This window comes from Parvularcula lutaonensis, from assembly GCF_014651915.1.
GTDB lineage: Bacteria > Pseudomonadota > Alphaproteobacteria > Caulobacterales > Parvularculaceae > Parvularcula > Parvularcula lutaonensis.
Genome location: NZ_BMXU01000002.1, coordinates 969,162 through 988,632 on the forward strand (window position 1 = coordinate 969,162; position 19,471 = coordinate 988,632).

Below are 19,471 nucleotides of genomic sequence, written 5' to 3' on the forward strand. Positions count from 1 at the left end.
CACTTCACCTCCGAAAACGGGCAAACCCCGTCTATGGTGACCGATCAGAATTCCCAGGCCATTGTGACGTTCGAGGATGTCCACCTGACCTATGATGGGGTGCGCGAAGTTCTGCGCGGTACGGACTTTACGCTGCGCCCTGGTGACTTCCGGTTCCTTACCGGGCCCTCGGGGGCCGGCAAGACGAGCCTGCTGAAGCTCATTTACGCGGCGCATCGTCCCACGACGGGCCGAGTCGAGGTTTTCGGCAACGATCTCCTGGACATGCCGTCCGAAGAAATGCCGAAACTCCGGCGCCGGATCGGCGTGGTGTTCCAGGAATTCCGCCTTCTCGATCATCTGACCGCCTTCGAGAACGTGGCCCTGCCAATGCGCGTGCTGGGCGTTAACCCTAATAGTTATCGGGATGACGTAATCGAACTGTTAAGCTGGGTCGGCCTTGCGCACAGGATCGACGCGCCGCCCACGGTGCTGTCCGGCGGAGAGAAACAGCGGGTGGCTCTCGCCCGTGCGCTGGTCTCCAAGCCCGACCTCATCCTTGCCGACGAACCCACGGGCAATGTCGACCCGGTGATGGGCGAGAAGATCATGCGCCTGCTGCTCGAGCTCAACCGTCTCGGCACGGCTATCATCGTCGCGACCCACGACCTCGGCCTCGTCCGGGGCCTCAAGCAGAATATCCTCAGGCTGAAGGACGGGAAGGTCACCCTCCACGGTCCGATCCCCGACGAGACGCCAGCGAGAGAACCGGAGGGGGCGCAGTGAGCGACTACGAAGACAGCCTCGCCGACGTGAAAAGTGGCAACACGCCAATCATCCCCGAAAGCGGTGTCAGTGGCTTCTCCCTTGCCATCGTCATCGGGGTCCTCGCCTTTCTCGCAGGCATCGCCCTCACGGGCTTCTTCGCCGTCGATGCTGCGGTCAGCGGCTGGTCCGGGGAGCTGACTGGAACGATCACGGTCCAGGTGCGCGGCATGACCCCCGAAGAGATCCGCATCGGCGCCGACGCTGCCGAGGAGATTCTCCGCTCGACCGAGGGTCTCAGCAATGTCACCCGCCTCCCCCAGGAAGAAGCCGAAGCCCTGCTCGAACCATGGCTAGGCATGGACAACCTGCCAGACGACCTTCCCCTGCCGGTCCTCATCACCGCCGATGTGACGCCCGAGCTGCGCGCCGATCTCGGCTCTCTGCGCCAGACCCTCGTCGAGGCGGTGCCGAGTGCCAGTCTCAACGACCATGGTGCGTGGACGGACCAACTGGTCGCCGCCGCCAGCCGTATCCGCGGCCTCGCCTTCATGGCCTTCGTGCTGGTGATCCTTGCATCGTCCGCCGTCATCGTCTTCGCCGCGCGCGCTGGCCTCGCCGCGCACCGGAACATCGTCGAGGTCCTGCACCTCGTCGGCGCGACCGACAGCTTCATCGCCCAGCAGATTGGCAACCGCTACCTGATGCTCGGCCTCGTCGGCGGAAGCGTGGGCGCGCTGGCAGCATGGCTCGCGACGAAGTTCCTCGCAGTGGTCACCGGTGACGCGGGCGGCTTCCTGCCCGCCTTTTCGATCGACGCCGGAACGGCGGTCTGGCTCCTCTCGATCCCCATCCTCCTCGGCGGCCTCTCGACCATCGCCGCAAGGGTCGCGGTCCTCCGTGCCCTGAGGGGTGAGGATCGGTACGTGGCGTAGGTAGCCTGAGGCGAATCAGTTTATCTTTCCACTCAGCCGAGTTCAGGAAGCATTCCATTCAATGACCGACGAAAGACTGCGAATGCTCCTTACCGGGTGCGCCATAGTTACGACATCGTTGATCGTTTGGCGTTTTTTCAAACCCGTCCAAGCTGTCAATTTCTACCTCGGACCGGTCTCGAATAATTCAATTACCGTTGTTCCACGCCGAGCTGCAGACCCGACACGTGCAGACCGAGTCGCAAACTGGGCGAAGGCAATAAGCGAGATTGCAGCCGCCATGACTAGATTAGGTGCGCTAACCGGTTAGGCTGCAGCCCCATCCAGCGTCCAGTCCGGGCGGACGTAGTGGCAGGTGTACCCGTTCGGATATTTCTGCAGGTAGTCTTGGTGGAATTCTTCCGCCTCCCAAAACGTCTGCGCCGGCGCGACCTCCGTCACCACCCTGCCCGGCCATTTGCCCGACGCCTCGACAGCGGCGATCACCTTCTCCGCTGTCTCTTTCTGCTCTTGATCCTGATACCAGATCGCCGAGCGGTACTGCGTGCCGATGTCATTGCCCTGGCGGTCCTTGGTCGTCGGGTCGTGGATCTGGAAGAACCACTGGAGCAGCTTCTCATAGCTCATCACCGACGGGTCGTAGACGATCTCGATCGCCTCGGCATGGCCGGTCTTGCCGGTCTTCACGTCGTTATAGGTCGGTTTGTCGAGCGTGCCGCCGGTGTAGCCGACACGCGTGCTGACGACGCCTGGCTGGTGGCGGATCAGCTCCTCCATGCCCCAGAAGCAGCCTCCGGCAAGGACAGCGGTCTTGGTCTCGGTCATCTCTGAAGCCTCCAAAGCGGGTTGACGATGTAATCTTCCCAGCGGCAACCGCAATGCGACAAGCGAACGAATGCCATGGGAGATCGTTAACGTATCGGAAGTGGACCACCGATGGCCGATCGTTCGGACTTTCAAGGCGCCATGCTGTTCTTCTCCGCCGCGACCCTCGCCGCGGCGGTGTTGATCGGCAATGAAGGCATGAGCCTGCCCGAATACTGGGATATCCTGCGGTCAGGTTTCTCGGACTATTTCCCCGATGACCTGCGCAAAGCGGAGAGCGTCGAAGCCGTTGCCTCAGCCTCCCTCGACGGGCTGGGCCTTCCGGCTTCGCTGGACGGTTGGCTCGAGCGCGGCATGGCGATCATGATGACGGTGGGCTGGAGCCTCGGGGCGATGTGGGCAGCGATCTGGAGCCGTATCCAGGCCATTGCTCTCGTCCTGATCGCGGGCGCGAGCGGAGAAGCGGTCCGCGAGTCCCTCGCCATGACGGCTTCACAGCTCGGCTCTATGGAACTCGCCGCCATGCTCCTCCAGGGCGTAGCCTTCCTGGCTGCTAGCCTCGGCATCCTCGGGATCAGCAAGAACCTGGTGCTGGGCAAAGGCCGCGCACCCGCAATCAGACCGAAGCAAACCCAGCCGCGCTGGTCGGTCTAGCCAACCCGACACGAAGCTGGGTCCCGCTGCCCAAGCGCCCGAAGCAAATCAGGTTCCGCAGAGAGCTCGCGAGCGCAGCCGAGACGCCACTCAAACAGCGAGCGGTAGCGGCCACAAACCAAAAAACCAGGCGCGGCCGGACCGACATCAATGCTGAGAGCCGAGTTGGCGGCTGCAGCCGCATTCTCCGCCTTCAAAACCTCCCGCGAAGGTTTTGATAAGCTTGCGCGGACCGGCTGCGAATGGTGCGCGATGACAGGCTCGAACTGCCGACATCTTCGGTGTAAACGAAGCGCTCTACCAACTGAGCTAATCGCGCGAAGACCGGCGCTATAGCGAAGCCGCCACGCGCCGTCATCATCATTTTCCGCCTACTTACGCAGAGCGTCTTCCATCACGTAGTAGATGTAGTTCTGCTCGTTGACGCCGGTCAGGTAATGCGCGCCCGGGCCACGGGCATAGATCGCCACGTCCTGGCCACCGTGGGTCTCCGAGAACATCGGGACCAGCGCCTGCTGCTTGTAGTCAGGATCGAGGGCCTCATCCTCTTCCACGAAGGGACGGCCAGCGGGACGCCCTTCGATGGCCGGTGTCACCTTCGCGCCTTGGCCATTGGCATAGCTGAGCGTGGTGTAGGGCCGCTGGTCGCCAGCCTGTTCAGGCAGCTCGGACGGCTCGCCTTCGCTGGTCAGCCCTTTGACGACGCCCATGATCGGGTTGCCCCGGTGCGGGTAGCCGTTGAAGGAAATCGTGTGCCCGTGGTCGGCGGTGACGATGATCAGCGTATCCTCAGGGTCGGTCATCTCGGTGGCGACCTTGACCGCCTCGTCGAAAGCGATGGCGTCGGTCAGCGCCCGGTAGGCATTGCCGCTGTGATGGGCATGGTCGACGCGGCCACCCTCGACAAGGAGAAAATACCCATCCTTGTCCCGGCTTAAGCGTTCGATGGCGAAGCGAGTCATTTCGGCGATCGAGGGCTCGTCGGCTTCTCGCTCGGTCCGGTCGTGTTCATACATCATGTGGCTTGGCTCGAAGAGGCCAAGGACCTTGTCGCGCTTGCTCGCTTCGAGCAGCTCGCTTCGGGTGGTGACCGTCTTGTGGCGGCGGCTGATCCCGCGCCAGCCCGCCATCAGGTCGCGTGCGTCTTCACGGGCGCCCGTCCTGTTGGGATATTCAGGGTCTGGTGTTGCCTTGGGCAGGAAATTCGACCTTCCGCCGCCCAGCGCCACCACCAGCTCGTAGTTCTGCGCCGCATCGATCAGCTGACTGGCGATGTCCTCGCAGTCCACGCCCTCGGGAAGGTTTCGGTCCGCTTCCCAGCCACGGTCCGCCGCGCTGGCGTAGAGCGATGCGGGGGTCGCATGGGTGAGGCGCGCCGTGGAGACGACGCCGATCGACCGCTCGGTGTCCTGTGCGACTTCGAGAATCGTCGGCAAACGTCCCGACTTCGATGCCTCGCAATCGCCTCGCGGAACCGTCTGGTTGACATTGATGACGCCGGCCTTGGTTTTGTGCCCGGAAAGGATCGCGGTGGCTGTGCCTGCTGAGTCTGGCACCTGCATGTTGGTGTTGTAGGTCTTGGCAAAGCCCGTGAACGGCAGGCTTTCGAAGGTCAGGAGGTTCTCTTCCCCCGATCCGCCAGCCTGCTGGCCGGCCAGGATCCGCGCTGCGGTCGACGTGGTGACGTCCATGCCGTCCGCGATGAACAGGATGACGTTCTTCGCCGGTCCCTCGATGACCTGCTTTTCCTTCGCAGCCATGAGCGCTGCGCGCCCTTCTGCTTCCCAATCCGTAAGTCCAGGCGAAGCTTGGAACGCAAGCGCTACGAGAAAGTCCATGGAGCCCTCCAACAGTCGCGGTCGCTTCCATCAAACTCGGCGGCGTGGCAACGTCGAACTGGCAAGGACAGGGCGGGACAAGCATGAAATTTTTGCAGCAGACGGCGATCCTATGCGCGGTTTTGAACCTCGCGGCGTGCGACAGACCCTCGTCGGGAGGCATGGAAGCTCCCGGACAAACCGGAAATGGCACCTCTCCGTCGGAACTGACCCAATCCGGAACCAACCAGCCTGCGGAGATCGAGCCGGCTTTCGCGTTCCAGCGGACCAGCGTCGATACCGACGCGCCGCAGCCGACTCTCTGTCTTCACTTCACCAAAGCGCTCGATCCGAACGTCGACTACGCTCCCTATCTTGTTACCGATCGTTCGGTTGCTTTGGCCGTGCAGGGTCAGAGGCTGTGCATTGAGGGTCTGGACTACGGCGAGACTGCGACGGTCACCCTCCTCGCCGGACTGCCCGACGCGGATGGTGGCGAGCTCCAAACCGACGAGACCGTCTCGCTGACATTCGAAGACCGTCCACCGGTCGTCAGCTTCGCGGGCAACGGCATCATCCTCCCTCGCTCAGAAGCAAGGGGCCTTGGCGTCCAGACCGTTAATGTCGATGAGGTCTCGATCCGGATCACCCATGTCACCGACCGTGCCCTCGTCTTCAAAACCATCACAGAGGGCTTCACGGGTGAGGCGGGTCGCTATTCCTGGACGCCCTATGACGAAGAACCGGGCGAGCTCGCGTCGCCCGTCTACGAAGGAGTCCTGGAAACGCCCGGGCCCACCAATGCCCTGACCACCACGCTCCTTCCAATCGAACGAGCGGTCGGAAACCTGGAGGCAGGTGCCTATTACGTCGAGGCCCGAGACGCTGAGGCCGAGCTTCGCGGAGAGTATAACCCCGCTCGGGCCGGCCGGTGGATCATTGTGACGGACCTCGCCGCCGTGGCGTATCGCGGAGCCACCGGGCTGGACATCACGGTCCGGTCCCTGGAAACGGCGCAGCCGGTTTCTCTGTCTACCGTTCGTTTGGTTTCGCAGGGCAATAAAATTTTGGCTTCGGAAGACACCGATCGCGAGGGTGGTGTTCATTTCTCCGCCCCGCTTCTGGCAGGTGAACAAGGGGATCGACCGAAGCTCGTGACCATTGAGGGGCCGACAGGAGACTTTGCATTTCTCGATCTCGACCGCGCGCCGCTCGATCTTTCGGCACAGCCCGTCAATGGTCGTCAGGTCCGAGACGGGGACAGGGCATTTCTCTATCTCGATCGCGGCATCTATCGTCCCGGCGAAACCGTCCACGCCACCGCTTTGTTGAGGGACGCCGCGGGCTACGCCTCGAGCGGACAGCCGGGTGCGCTCAATCTCTATCGACCGAATGGCACGCTCTACTTGACCGAACGGTTTGATCGACTGGGTCAAGCAGGAAGCTTCAGCGCGCCGTTCACGCTGCCCTCCTCCGCCAGCAGAGGGGTGTGGCGCCTTTCAATGGAACTCGACGGTTCGGGCGTTGTCGGCGAGGTGGACTTCAACGTTGAGGATTTTGTTCCCCAGCGTCTCGCCCTTGAACTCGAAGCGGACACAGAGGCCCCCCTCACCGCGGGCGAGCAACGCCTGATCGAGGCGCGGCTGCGCTTTCTTTACGGAGCTCCCGGATCGGGCCTGCGCGTGACCGGCTATGCCCGAGTGGAAGCCGATCCTTCGCCCTTCGAGGGCTTCGAGCAATTCCGCTTCGGCCTTGCAAAGAGCGGCTTCAGGCAAACGATCATCGACCTGCCACCGGCCACTTCGGATGGCGAAGGCGTCGCGACGCTCCCGCTGGACCCCGGAAAGGCAGGTCAAGACGCCGTGCTTCCGCTTCGCCTGCGCACCGTCATCACCGCGGAGGAGCCCGGTGGCCGCGCCGTCTCCGATGACCTGCGGATCCCGTACCGGCCAAGAGAGCATTATGTCGGTATCCGTTCGCTTTTCGAAGGCGGTGCCTCGACTGAGGATCCGGTGCGCTTCGAAGTGGTTGCCTTCGACAGGCTCGGCACCGCAACGGCGCTGCCGATCCGGTGGCGCCTGATTCGCCGCGACTACGACTACGACTGGTTCCAGGACGAAGGCGGGCAGTGGCGCTGGCGCCGGTCGGAGCGGATCGTAAAGATTGCCGAGGGCGCTCTTGATACCTCTGTGAGCGGGCCGGTCCCGATTTTAGGCCCGGAGCTTGATTGGGGCGATTACGAGATCATCCTCTCCGAAGGCGGCACGGATGTCGCCTCAATGGACTTCTGGGTCGGTTACGGCGGTCGCTCTGCTGACGGCACGCCAGCACCGGACAGCGTCCGGGTCCTGACCCCCGATCGGCCCATCGCCACGGGCGGCGAAGTGACCATCGCCATTCAGGCCCCCTATGCCGGAACCGCAGAGGTCGTCGTGGCGGGCGGCTCGGTCCTCTCGCTCCAGCACATCGACGTTCCGGAAGGCGGGACGGAACTGACGCTGCCCGTTTCGGAGGAATGGGGAGCCGGCGCCTATGTCCTCGCCAGCGTTTACACACCGCGCGAGCCCGGCGTGCAGCCGATCCCCCGTCGAGCGATCGGCGCGGCCTACATCCCTGTCGATACCGCTGACCGAACGTTCGATGTGAGCCTCGATATCCCAGACCGTGTCAGGCCCGGACAGCCTTTGGCCATCGGCATCGATGCGGGGCCGCAGGCTGACGGCGAGACCGTCTTCGCCACAATGGCCGCTGTCGACGAAGGCATCCTTCTCCTTACGAAGCATCAGACCCCCGACCCCGTCGCCTTCTTTTTTGGCAAGCCCCGCCTCGGGATCGAGATTTACGATGACTATGGAAGGCTGCTCGACCCCGACACCGGAGAGATGGGCGTGCTCCGCTCAGGCGGCGACAGCATCGGCGGCGCCGGCCTCTCCGTCGTCCCCACCAAGACGGTCGCTCTTTTCAGGGGCCCGGTTCGGCTAGGTCGCGATGGTCGCGGCGAGATCGAGGTCGACATCCCAGACTTCAACGGTGAGTTGCGTGTCATGGCGGTTCTCTGGTCGCGCAGCGCGATCGGATCGGGCGCCAGGCCTCTCACGGTCCGTGACCCGGTTCCCGCGGAGCTCGTCCTGCCGCGTTTCCTCGCCCCGGGCGACACCGCTCTCGCCACGCTGACAGTGGACAATGTGGAGGGCCAGGTCGGCTCCTACGCTCCCCGAGTCCTCACACCGCAAGGAAGCCCGCTCACTGCGGGAGGGTCTCTCAGCCCGATCAGTCTCGACCAGGGCGAGCGCAGCGAACGCAGCGTCGAGATCGCCGCTTCCCAGACGGGTTTGACAGAAATAGAGCTTCGCCTCGATGGCCCCGGAGACTTCGGGGTTTCGCGGAGCTACCCGATCGAGATCCGGTCTGCATTCCTGCCGGAGACCCGGACGAGGCGCGTCGCTCTGGCACCCGGGGAAAGCTACGCCCCCGGCACGGGCGTCTTCGATGGCTTGCTCGCAGGCTCGGCGGAACTGCTCGTCTCCGCAGCGCCGTCACCGATCGACCTGCAGCCGCTGACCGCATCGCTGGTTCGCTATCCCTATGGCTGCACCGAGCAGATCGTCAGCTCCGCGACCCCCATCCTGCTGAAGCCGCAGCGCACGCCGGAAGAGACCGCGACCCTGCGCCGGGCTGTAGAGACGCTTCTCGAACGTCAGGGGCCTGATGGTTCCTTCGGTATGTGGCGTGTCGGCGATCGGCGGGCGACGCCCTGGTTGGGCGCCTACGCAGTGGACTTCCTGAGCCGCGCGAAGGCGCAGGGCCTGCCGGTGCCTGACGACGCGATGGACCGGGCCTACGCGCCGCTCCAGCCGATCAGCAAGGGCGAGCCGGGCCGCGCCTACGGATATGACAGCTCGCTTCCGCGGGGCTGGCGCTCGTCCGATACACGAGAGCGCCTGATCGACCGCAGTGCCGCCTATGCGCTCTACGTTCTTGCGAGGGCTGGCAGGGTGGACCGCTCCCGCCTGCGCTACATGCATGACGCCAGGATCGACGAGATCGAGAGCCCCCTCGCCAGGGCCCAGATCGGTGCGGGCCTTGCGGCCATTGGCGACCAAGGACGTGCACGGAACGCTTTTGACAGGACGCTTGACGCCCTCGGCTACCGCAATGGCGGCGATTGGTACCAGTCGCCGATCCGGGACGGCGCCGCAGTCATGGCCCTTTTCGCGGAAGCCAGAGAGGACGAGCGCGCGGTCTCGCTTCTCGACCAGATTGACGACGGCTTCCCGGATGTCGAACGCCTGACCACGCAGGAGAAGGCTTTCCTCGTCCGCGCGGCTCACGCCCTCTCCAGCGGTCGGACCGAGGCGCAGATCCGGTATGGCAGGAGCCTCGTGAATGCCGCCGTGCTGACGCCGGCCGACGACCTCGACGCTCCGTTCACCAATGAAGGGGACGAGACGATCTACGTCACCGCGCTCACGAGAGGCGTTCCCACCGCCCCGCCTGGTCCCGTGGCGAGGGGGCTCGGCGTCCGCAAGCGCCTGCTCGAGCTCGATGGAAGCACGGCAGACCCATCGAGCGTGGCGCGCGGCGAAAGGTTCATCATCGCGCTGACTGTCGAACCGGAGGCGTCGAGGCAGGCCCAGTTGGTCATTGCCGACCTTCTCCCGGCCGGGTTCGAGATCGAAGCCATTCTCGACCGCCGCGACACCGGGCCGAATGCGGTCTATGATTTCCTCGATCCGCTCTCTCGGACGGACATCACCGAAGCCGGCGACGACAGGTTCGTCGCGTCCGTCATCACACGGAGCGCTGACCCTCTCCACTTCGCCTATATTGTTCGCGCCGTGACGCCCGGAGAATTCGCCTTCCCGGGTGCCGTCGTGGAGGATATGTACCGCCCGGACCGTTTTGCGCGTTCGGCATCGGCAAGGCTCCAGGTCAGCCCGTGAGGCTGATGGCGGTCATCTGGACGAGCCTGACGGCGGCTTTCGCGCTGCTCGCCAGTCTCGATCGCGCCTTCCCGCCGCCAATCGAAGGGATCGCGGTTTCCCGCGTCGTGAACGACAGCGACGGTCTGCCACTCCGCACGTTTCCTGTCGAGGACGGCAGGTGGCGGCTCGCTGCCGACAGTGAGGAGATCGACCCGCGCTTCATCGACGCCCTGCTCCTGATCGAGGACAAGCGTTTCAAGACCCACCCGGGCGTTGATCCCGTCGCCGTCCTCCGGGCCGCGAAGACGAATGCCAGCAGGGGGAGGGTCGTCTCCGGTGCCTCGACTCTCACCATGCAGACCGCGCGCCTCCTGGAGCCACGCCCAAGGACGATGGGTTCGAAGCTTGTCGAGATGGTCCGGGCCCGTCAGATCGAAAGGCGCCTGACCAAGGCGGAGATCCTCGAACTCTACCTCACCCTCGCCCCCTATGGCGGTAATCTCGAGGGCCTGCGCACCGCCACGCGCGCCTATTTCGGCAAGGACCCGAAGCAGCTCACCGATAGCGAGATCGCGCTCCTGATCGCCCTCCCCCAAAGTCCCGAAGCCCGGCGGCCCGACCTTCGCCCCCAAGCGGCTGCCGAAGCCCGCCTCGCTATCCTGCGCCAGCTGGCAGAGCGAGGTTTCCTCAGTGAACAGCGCATGGCCGAGGCGCATACCGACCCGTTGCCGCAAGGACGCTTCCCTTTCCCCGGCGATGCCTGGCACTTCGCAGAACGCGTATCAGCGCGCACGGACGGTAGAGGTCATGTCGGAACATTGATCGAGCGCCCGACGCAGATTGCGCTCGAGCGTATTCTTCGCGAAGCAGCCGTGAGGGAAGGCCCGGCCGTCCAGGCTGCGGGCCTCGTCGTCAGGATCGAGGACCGCGCGATCCTCGCGTCGGTCGGATCGGCATCGCGTCGCCGTCCGGGCGGCTGGCTCGACCTCACAAACCGGGACCGGTCGCCGGGCTCGACGCTCAAGCCGCTGATCTATGCCCTCGCCATGCAGGAAGGACTCGTCGAGGGCGGGACACGGATCACGGACCTGCCGTCGCGGTTCGGCACCTATGAGCCGCAGAACTTCGGTCGCTCTTTCCATGGCGAGTTGACCGTAGCCGAAGCGCTGCAGCACTCCTTGAACGTCCCTGCGGTCCTCTTGCTCGACCTTCTTGGCACGGAGCGATTGACCGGGGCACTGCGCGCGGGCGGCATTGATGCCTCGGTCCCGCGCGGGGTGCATACCGGGGAAGGGCTGGCTGTCGCCCTCGGAGGGCTTGGGCTGACAGCGGAGGACCTCGCCCTGCTCTATGCAGCCCTCGGGGATGGCGGGATCGTCAAGCCTCTCCGTCGTGATGAGAGCCAGCCCGTCGCGAACGGAACTCGGCTCATCAGCCAAGAAGCAGCAGCCGAGGTGCTTGAGATCCTAAGGGACGCTCCCTCCCTCGAAGGCCGCATGCCCGCCGACCTTGCGCGCTCGGCGCCGCGCATCGCGTTCAAGACAGGTACGTCCTATGGCTTCCGCGACGCCTGGGCCGTCGGGGTCAGCGAGGAACATGTCGTGGTCGTCTGGATCGGCCGTGCCGATGGTGCCGCCCGGCCAGGAGCGACAGGGCGCAAGACAGCCCTCCCCGTTCTCTTCGAAGCCTTCGATGCCATCGAGCGTCCGGTGACCTTGGCCGCGGAAGTCAGTGTGCAGTCACGAACGCCCGAGACACTGCGAAGCCTGGCCCGGAGCGAGATGCCCATCATCATCTTTCCGCCCGATGGAAGCACCCTCTGGCCTCGCGCCGATGGCGGGCCCTTCGTCCTTGCCGGACGTGGGCAGGGCGAACTCCTATGGTATACGGATGGAAAACCGGTGGCAGCCGACGAGGCCGGAAACGTCCTGTGGCAGCCGCCAGGGCCGGGTTTTTACCGGCTCGCCGCAGTGGACAAGAAAGGTCGCAAGGCCTCCGTCAAGGTCCGGGTGACGACAGACGGGAGTTAGTCGTTGATCGGAATGAACTCCTGGCCGTCATCCGGCGGCAGGTGGAACCGTCCGTGCCCTTCCTGTTTCCACTCCCGCTTGGCTTGCTCGATCATCTCTTTGTCGCTGGCGACGAAGTTCCACCAGATATGCCGGGGGCCATCCATCACCGCCCCGCCAAAGAGCATGACCCGCGCGCCGGCCGGCCCGGCCTTGATCGCATGGGCACCGTCGCTGAAAACCAGCATCTGCGCTGCGCCGAATTCCTTGTCGGCAAGCTGCACCGTGCCTTCGGCCACGTAGATGCCACGGTCCTCGTGGTTGTCCGGCAGGGGCAGGAGTATCCCAGGCGCAAGCTGGATATCGGCATAGAGCGTTTCCGACGCCGTTCTCACAGGGGAGGACATTCCGTGGGCGTCGCCAAGGATGAGCCTGCCGTCGATGCCTTCCCCGGAGAGAAGCGGAAGGTCCGTCTCCGGATGGTGCACGAAATCCGGGTCCGCCTCTTCCTTGTTTTTCGGCAGGGCGATCCAGGTCTGGATGCCAAACATCTTGTGGACCTTGCCTCGAAGGTCATCGGGCGTCCGCTCGGAGTGGGTGATCCCCTTCCCCGCCGTCATCCAGTTGACCGCGCCCGGCTCGATGTCTTGGGTCGTTCCGAGGCTGTCGCGGTGCCTGATCCGGCCGTCAAAGAGGTAGGTCACGGTGGCCAGCCCGATATGCGGGTGCGGGCGCACGTCGAGCTCCGTTCCCTTGCCGAATTCAGCCGGGCCCATCTGGTCGAAAAAGATGAAGGGCCCGACCATCTGCCGCTGGGGCGAAGGCAGGGCGCGGCGGACGGAAAACCCGCCAAGGTCGCGCGCGCGCGGGACGATCGTCGTGCTGAGCGCATCGATGCCTGACAGCTCATGCGCGGGGAACGGGCTATTCATGGGCGCCTCCTCTCGGAACCGCCCTATCAGTTAAGCCCTCTCGCCGCGAAAGCGCCGGGCGGCTTTCTCTTTTCCGATCAGCGCAAAGACGTCGGGCATCTCGGGCCCGCTGGTCTGGCCGGTGAGTGCCTTGCGGAGCGGCATGAACAAGCCCTTGCCCTTGCGGCCGGTGGCGGATTTCAGCTCGGAGACGAGTTCGGACCAGCCTGCCGCGTCGGCGGTCACTCCCCCGACCTTGTCTGCTGCGACGGCGCAGAATTCCCGGTCTTCCTCAGCGATCACCGGGTTAATCTCCCCTTCGAGGATCTCGCGCCAGACGGCGGCATCTTTGAGCGTGTCGATGTTCCCGCGCACGGCATTCCAGACCTTCTGGCTGACGCCCATTCGCTTAAGTCGGTCCGCGACGCGCTCGTAAGGCATCTCGTGCAGGACCTTTGAATTGAGAAGCTTCAGCTCTTCAGGATCGAAGCGCGCAGGCGCGCGGCCAAGGATGTCGAAGCTGAAGCCTTTCGCCAGTTCCTCCATGTCGAGCACCGGCTCGACAGGCTGGCTCGTGCCGAGACGGGCGAGGAGGCTGGTGATGGCCTCGGGTTCGATGCCTTCCTCCCGCATCCCCTCGACCGAGAGCGAGCCGAGGCGTTTCGACAGACCCTCGCCATCCTTGCCGACCAGCAGCGAGTGGTGGGCGAAGGTCGGGATCTGGCCTTCGCCGCGATAGGCGATGATCGCGTTGAAGATTTCGATCTGCGCAGCCGTGTTCGTGACGTGGTCCTCGCCGCGCACGACATGGGTGATGCCGAAATCGACATCGTCGATGCAGCTCGGCAGCGTGTAGAGGAATGCGCCATCCTCGCGGATCAGGACCGGATCGGACATCGTCCCGGTGTCGAATTTCTGCTCGCCGCGGACGAGGTCATTCCAGCCCACTTCCTGCTGTGCGAGCTTGAAACGCCAGTGCGGCCGACGACCTTCGGCTTCGAGAGCCGCTTTGTCCTTTTCGCTCAGCTCGAGCGCAGCGCGATCGTAGACCGGAGGCAGGCCACGGGCGCGCTGGAGCTTCCGCTTGCGGTCGAGTTCTTCGGCGGTCTCATAGCAGGGATAAAGAAGCCCCTCGGATTTCAGGTGCTCGGCAACATCTTCGTAGACGGAGAACCGCTCCGACTGCCGCGCGAACTCGTCCCAGACAATACCGAGCCAGCGCAGGTCTTTCTGGATGCCGTCCTCGAACTCCTTCGTCGATCGCGCCTGGTCAGTGTCGTCCGAGCGCAGCAGGAACACGCCGTCATTCGCCTTGGCGAGGAGGTAGTTGAACAGCGCGGCGCGGACATTGCCGACATGGAGCTTGCCAGTCGGGGACGGTGCGAAACGGACGTGGACAGTCATCGATCTTCGGATCCTTCAGCGAAGGGGCGGTCTAGAGGAGTGCGGGGGCGAAGGGAAGCGGCGGAGATTCTGGCGAGGTTCCTCGTCCTTCATCCTGAGGGAACGCTTTCGCGCTCTCCGGGATGATGAACAGCCAGCCGTTTCTCCTGAAGCGCCGCGGGATGGTTGCGGAGGCTCAGGAGCCGAGAGCCTTTGACGATCGTCTTCAGGACAGCCTCCTCACCCGGTCGCAGGCCGCCCTCCAGCAGATCAATCCGTTCCCGGATTGCCTGGGGAAGCAGGGAGACCGCCCCACGGACGAAGAGCGGCTGCAGCGCCTTTCCCGGCTGCGGCAATGCGGGCGCGGTGCGCATGATGGCAAAAAAATCGTGCAGGGTTTGCGATGGCTCGAGCCGCGGCAGCATGTCCGCCAGCAGCGCATCGAGCTTTTGCCTCGACATAGGCGGATCGCTCACCCCATAGGCCTCAGCCACGGGCCGGGCCTCCGCCAGGGCTCTGTCCCAGTCGGCATCGCGCAGGTTTTCTGCATACCGATCATAGGCTCCGATGAAACCGTAGGCTGCCGTCGCCTGGACCCATTTGAGAAGCTGGGGATCATTGGCGCGATAGGCCTCGCCGCTGTCCGTGACGCCAGTGACCGCAGCGTGCTTCTTTCTTACCGCCGCAATCATATCCTCCGCGACACTGCGGGCACCATAAAAGGTCACCATCGCAGCCAGTCCTGTCCTCCGCAAGCGGAGCACCGGATCGCTGGGAAAGATGGAATGGTCCCACACCCCGTGCCTGACCCTCGGCTCGGCGAGCTCGAGGATCACGGCTGCAATTCCGCCGATGAAGACGGTCAGCGGCACGGCGTAGATACGGGCTGTCAGGCTGTCTGCAGGGACGAAACCCGCTTCGCCAGACGGGCGCAGGAACAGCTCCTCGCTCCCCACGCCCTCATAGAGCATCGCGGCAAGCCGACGCTCGGCATACTCCGAGACCGGTCGCCACATGGCAGTCTAGAATTCGGCCAGAACGTCCGTGTAAAGCTCTTTCGGATCAGGTTCTGGGCTTTCGAGGGCAAAGTCTGCGGCTGCCTTCACCTCGGCCTTGATCTCCTTGTCGATCTCCTTGAGTTCCTCTTCGGAGACCCCGGCATCGGTCAGGCGCACCTTGCACCGCTCGATCGGGTCGGACTTGGAGCGCACATCTTCGACCTCGTCTCGCGTGCGGTACTTCGCCGGGTCGGACATCGAGTGGCCACGATAGCGATAGGTCTTCATCTCGAGGACGAAGGGCCCATCACCATTGCGTGCGTGATCGACCGCCTCGCGGCTTTCCTCGCGCACGGCGACAACGTCCATGCCGTCGACTTCCTTGCCGGGAATGCCGAAGCTGGCACCGCGGCGGTAGAGATGGGTCTCGGCCGAGGCGCGCTTGACGCTCGTCCCCATCGCATACTGATTGTTCTCGATCACGAAGACCACGGGCAGGTCCCAGAGCTCCGCCATGTTCATGGCTTCGAAGACCTGGCCCTGATTCGCGGCACCATCGCCGAAATAGGCGAAGCTCACATTGTCATTGCCGCGATACTTGTTGTTGAAGGCCAGGCCGGTGCCGATAGGCACCTGCGCGCCGACAATGCCGTGACCGCCGTAGAATTTCTTCTCCGCGGAAAACATGTGCATCGAGCCGCCCTTGCCCTTGGAGTAGCCGCCTTCGCGGCCGGTCAGCTCGGCCATGACACCCTTCGGGTCCATGCCGCAGGCCAGCATGTGGCCGTGGTCGCGGTAGCCGGTGATGACCTGGTCGCCTTCTTGGCGGAGCGCCTCGAGGCCGGTCACGACCGCTTCCTGGCCGATGTAGAGGTGGCAGAACCCCCCGATGTGACCCATGCCGTAGAGCTGTCCCGCCTTCTCCTCGAAGCGGCGAATGAGCAGCATCATGCGGTAGTATTCGAGCAGCTCCTCCTTCGTCGCGGAGTAGTTGCTGGCGGGGTTCGATGCGTCAGCCATGCTTGTTCCTCGGCAAATCCATCGGGCGCGTAACAAATTCTGCCCTGCCAAGGCAAACCCCTTCGAAGGCCGGATGCACATGAAAAGAGCCGCCCCCCACGGGAAGCGGCTCCACCTTGGCGCAGTTTGTGATCTGCGAGGATGCTTACTGTGCGGTCGCCGTGAAGGTCGACGAGCCGAAAGCGCCAAGCTTGACGTTGCCCGTGATGTTGTCGCCGTCCTTGGTGCCTTCGAAGGACAGGGTCAGCGGCATCGGCTTGGAGACATCGACGTCCCACATGGCTTTGTCGCCATTGACCGAGCCGTTCTTGATTTCGGCGGTGTCGCCTTGCGCAGCCATGGTGCCAGTGAGCGCGCCACCGTCCTCGACGAGGGTCAGGGTGCCTTCCTGCTTGCCCATCGGGGTGTTGATTTCGATGTTGTAGGTGCCGGAGAACGACATGGGGTTCCCTCCATTGTTGGCGTTACTGTTGGGCGCAGAGTTACGGTGCGTGACCGATTTGGCCAACCCCTTCGCTGTGATGAGCGCTATAGGTCGCGCTGATGTCAGAAGCCGCCGCCTGCTGCGAGATAGGCTTCCTCGGCAGGCGTGTTCGCCCGCCCAAGCGCTCCATTGCGGCCCGGATAGCGTCCAAAGCGCTCGATCACGTAGAGATGCAGCCGGCCATAGCGGGCGTTCTCATGCTGGCCGATGCGCTGGAGGAGCGTGATCGAGCGGCGCACATCGGTAACGTTTTCCGCATGCATCAGCGGCATCACGATATAGGCGCCGCGCGGACCGGGGACGTGGTCGAGGTCGCCGGACGCGATCGCCTGGTTGGCAAGATCAAGCGCAACAGCGTCCTGGGCGAAGGCCCTTCTGTCGCCGCGGTAGAGATTGCGGCTGAACTGGTCGAGCAGGATGATCGCCGCCAGCCTGCGGTGGCGGGTGGCGCGCCAGTCGGCAGGAATCTCCCGCGAAAGATCCGTATGCAGATCGCCAAAGCGGCGGCGGATCTCGTCATCGACCTTCTCGTCCTTGGTGAAGTGCTTTTCAGGCGGAAGCTCCTCGAACCAGTATTTGAGAATGTCGGTGGCGAGGTTGTCGGTGGTCTGGGGCATCCCGCCAAGCTAGCGCGGATGGCGGGCCCTGTCAGGAATGGACGCAGCACGAAAAGCCGACCTTGGGCGGTGGTCCCCCCGCCCTCAACTGGCGGAGTGGCAGGGCATTCAGTCTGCCCTCAAGCGGCGAAGCGGCAGGGCATTCAGTCTGCCCTCAAGCGGCGAAGCGGCAGGGCATTCAGTCTGCCCTCAAACAGCGAAGCGGTAGGGCTTCAAAGATGAGGACCCCGGCGCGGGTGACCGCGGCTGGAGGTTAGATTTTGACGCTGCGGTCCGAGGGTTCCTACCCCGCCCCGCGCCGGAACCGGCGGCCTCGCGACCGGTGGACGGCCGAACATCAACTCACGCCCAACCGATGCCGTCAGGACCCCCGGAGCGTTCCCGCTCCATGGGTCTCAGGAGACGACCGGTGCACCAGACGGACCGATGACGGATCCGGCCATCCCCATGCCTGGTGCGATGGGGTGAGGTTAGCAGAGGGTCAGGTGGCGGGGATAAGGTTTGGGTGCGGAGCCGTAGGGCGGAACGCGCAGCGATCCGCCATGCGATCCATCAGCCAGCATCACCACCGACGGCGGATCGCTGCGCGTTCCGCCCTACAGGTGCATGTCCTCTGGCGGCATTTCCCAGGTGAGGCCGTTCTCGCGCTTCCAGCGGTGCCATGTCGAATGGGGCCACTCATCCATGTCGCGGACCAGCCCGTGCTTCACCGGGTTGTAGTGGACGTAATTGACGTGGTTCGCGAAATCCTCGTCTGAGCGGATGGTGTGTTCCCAGTAGCGCGGTTGCCAGATGCGCTCGCCGAGGGCGTTCGTCACGCGCAGTTTGAACCCGCGCCACCGCCCCGGATAATCCGTATCCCCCTCCGGCAGGGTCCACACCGCATGAAGATGATCCGGCAGCACACAGAACGCCTCGGTCCGGAACGGCCGCGCGGCGCATGTGGCGCGATAGGCCTCGCGGATGATGTCGATCCGGTCCGTCAGTGTACGCCGCCGCCGGTCGGCGAGGCAGAGGGTGAAGGCGAAGGTGCCCCCTTCTCCATACATGCGGCGGTAATTCGGCATCCCGCCCCGTAAAGCCGCCACAAGAACATTTCAAGAACGAAGCACAGCGTAGGGCGGAACGCGCCACCGATCCGCCGTCCGATCCATCCACCAGAGCCAGCGGAAAGGCCCAGGCGGATCGCTCCGCGTTCCGCCCTACTCCGTGTAAGCGCCTTTGCTGAGGTGCGTTCGTCAGTCGTCTCCGATTGAGCGTCGAATGGTTGCAATGAGCTCGGCAACGAAATTGTCTTCGCTTCCACTTTCCCATAAAACTGTCGTTGAATGATTGGTGTCGAAGTGAGTTTGCGCCTGAGCGAACTTCCCGGCCTCACAAATATAAATCACGGGTTTACCCAACCCCTCGGCGTAGCCCGCTTCCCAATAGGCACCAGCGTTATCATGAGTGAGATCAACGATGACAAATGCAGAGTCTCGAATTAGCTGACGCATTAGATTGTCGATGATGCCGGCTCGCGCGTCATCTCGGGTATCAACGAGGTCTCGTGAGAGTTCGTTCTTGATCGCAGGCTTTATGTGGGCGGCAACAAGCTGTTCGAGCGTATCGTCATTAAACTTCATAGCGATGAAGCCGCGACTAGCAGTCACCCGCCCAGACACGATTTCGTCGAAGACGTCCCAGCCCGAAACCGTGAGCGCCATCTCTGAAAATGAAAACTCTACGCCAAGCGATTGAGACCGAAAACCGGTCACAACGCCACGAGATTTTAGATCGTGGAAAAGCTCATCGAACGGACCCAAGTCCACCAGTCCGAGAATAGCAAAGTCCGCAGCCTCAAACTTTGGTAGTGGCTTACGGAAACGTTTGAAATACTCGCCGACAATCTCGATCGCAATTTTCGCCTGCTCGGGGGGAAGCGGCAAATCAGGCTCGTTGCGATGTCTCTCTACCTGTTGTGCGCTGAGAAACGGACCATTCTCAACGTGCTGGCGAAGTCGAACCCACCTGCTGAGCGACGCACGAGTGACCTCGTTCAAACGATCTCCAGATACCATCTGAAAATCATCAAGCGTCTCATCGTCAATCTTGAAGTCCCCACAGCGATCGCATCCATAGCGATGGGTTAGTCCATGGACGCCAAGTC

15 protein-coding genes and 1 tRNA gene are annotated in these 19,471 nt (G+C 63.7%); 5 read left to right on the forward strand and 11 right to left on the reverse strand.

The features are described from left to right. Window positions 1–33 precede the first annotated feature (33 nt). Window positions 34–765 carry a cell division ATP-binding protein FtsE gene (ftsE, locus tag IE053_RS13130; RefSeq protein WP_189576706.1) on the forward strand — a complete coding sequence of 244 codons (732 nt, stop codon included), beginning with the start codon at window positions 34–36 and terminating at the stop codon, window positions 763–765. Then, on the forward strand, window positions 762–1,679 hold the full coding sequence (locus IE053_RS13135) for a cell division protein FtsX (protein ID WP_189576708.1): 918 nt from the start codon (window positions 762–764) through the stop codon (window positions 1,677–1,679). Before ftsE ends, IE053_RS13135 begins: the two co-directional genes overlap by 4 nt. Before the next feature lie 306 nt (window positions 1,680–1,985). Here the strand turns inward: IE053_RS13135 and msrA are convergent, their stop codons facing one another. Then, window positions 1,986–2,504, reverse strand: a complete 519-nt coding sequence (gene msrA / locus IE053_RS13140) for a peptide-methionine (S)-S-oxide reductase MsrA (RefSeq protein ID WP_189576710.1) — start codon at window positions 2,502–2,504, stop codon at window positions 1,986–1,988. A 111-nt stretch (window positions 2,505–2,615) separates the two neighbouring features. On the opposite strand from msrA, the gene IE053_RS13145 reads away from it, so the two are divergent. Beyond that, on the forward strand, window positions 2,616–3,158 hold the full coding sequence (locus IE053_RS13145; protein WP_189576712.1) for a hypothetical protein: 543 nt from the start codon (window positions 2,616–2,618) through the stop codon (window positions 3,156–3,158). 243 nt (window positions 3,159–3,401) lie between these two features. On the opposite strand, the gene IE053_RS13150 is transcribed toward IE053_RS13145, so the two are convergent. Continuing rightward, window positions 3,402–3,477 (reverse strand) — tRNA-Val (locus IE053_RS13150). A 52-nt stretch (window positions 3,478–3,529) separates the two neighbouring features. After that, on the reverse strand, window positions 3,530–4,996 hold the full coding sequence (locus tag IE053_RS13155) for an alkaline phosphatase (protein ID WP_189576714.1): 1,467 nt from the start codon (window positions 4,994–4,996) through the stop codon (window positions 3,530–3,532). A gap of 161 nt (window positions 4,997–5,157) precedes the next feature. Between IE053_RS13155 and IE053_RS13160 the strand changes: the two genes are divergently transcribed. Both IE053_RS13160 and pbpC read left to right on the forward strand, forming a co-directional pair. Then, the gene (locus IE053_RS13160) at window positions 5,158–9,918 is read left to right on the forward strand and encodes an alpha-2-macroglobulin family protein (protein WP_189576716.1); all 4,761 of its coding nucleotides are present in this window, start codon (window positions 5,158–5,160) and stop codon (window positions 9,916–9,918) included. A 5-nt stretch (window positions 9,919–9,923) separates the two neighbouring features. Continuing rightward, a complete protein-coding gene (gene pbpC, locus IE053_RS13165; protein ID WP_189576718.1) occupies window positions 9,924–11,930 on the forward strand; it encodes a penicillin-binding protein 1C in 2,007 nt (668 codons plus the stop codon). Here the strand turns inward: pbpC and IE053_RS13170 are convergent. The 8 genes from IE053_RS13170 to IE053_RS13205 all read right to left on the reverse strand — a co-directional run bounded on the left by IE053_RS13170 (window position 11,927) and on the right by IE053_RS13205 (window position 19,364). Beyond that, window positions 11,927–12,841, reverse strand: coding sequence for a pirin family protein (locus tag IE053_RS13170; protein ID WP_189576720.1), 915 nt, complete (start codon window positions 12,839–12,841; stop codon window positions 11,927–11,929). The two genes, pbpC and IE053_RS13170, sit on opposite strands and share 4 nt — an antisense overlap. A 30-nt stretch (window positions 12,842–12,871) precedes the next feature. Beyond that, on the reverse strand, window positions 12,872–14,224 hold the full coding sequence (gene gltX, locus IE053_RS13175; RefSeq protein ID WP_189576722.1) for a glutamate--tRNA ligase: 1,353 nt from the start codon (window positions 14,222–14,224) through the stop codon (window positions 12,872–12,874). Between the two features lie 89 nt (window positions 14,225–14,313). Then, window positions 14,314–15,219 carry an oxygenase MpaB family protein gene (locus tag IE053_RS13180; RefSeq protein ID WP_189576724.1) on the reverse strand — a complete coding sequence of 302 codons (906 nt, stop codon included), beginning with the start codon at window positions 15,217–15,219 and terminating at the stop codon, window positions 14,314–14,316. A gap of 6 nt (window positions 15,220–15,225) precedes the next feature. After that, on the reverse strand, window positions 15,226–16,221 hold the full coding sequence (pdhA, locus tag IE053_RS13185) for a pyruvate dehydrogenase (acetyl-transferring) E1 component subunit alpha (protein ID WP_189576726.1): 996 nt from the start codon (window positions 16,219–16,221) through the stop codon (window positions 15,226–15,228). Between the two features lie 145 nt (window positions 16,222–16,366). Next, window positions 16,367–16,663: a hypothetical protein gene (locus tag IE053_RS13190; RefSeq protein ID WP_189576728.1), complete on the reverse strand. Its 297-nt coding sequence runs from the start codon at window positions 16,661–16,663 to the stop codon at window positions 16,367–16,369. A 104-nt stretch (window positions 16,664–16,767) separates the two neighbouring features. After that, window positions 16,768–17,322 (reverse strand): DUF924 family protein, encoded by a 555-nt coding sequence (locus IE053_RS13195; protein ID WP_189576730.1) that lies wholly within the window; start codon window positions 17,320–17,322, stop codon window positions 16,768–16,770. Window positions 17,323–17,918: 596 nt separating this feature from the next. Continuing rightward, window positions 17,919–18,389, reverse strand: coding sequence for an REP-associated tyrosine transposase (locus tag IE053_RS13200; protein ID WP_189576732.1), 471 nt, complete (start codon window positions 18,387–18,389; stop codon window positions 17,919–17,921). 171 nt (window positions 18,390–18,560) lie between these two features. Continuing rightward, window positions 18,561–19,364, reverse strand: a complete 804-nt coding sequence (locus IE053_RS13205; protein ID WP_189576734.1) for a hypothetical protein — start codon at window positions 19,362–19,364, stop codon at window positions 18,561–18,563. Window positions 19,365–19,471 lie beyond the last annotated feature (107 nt).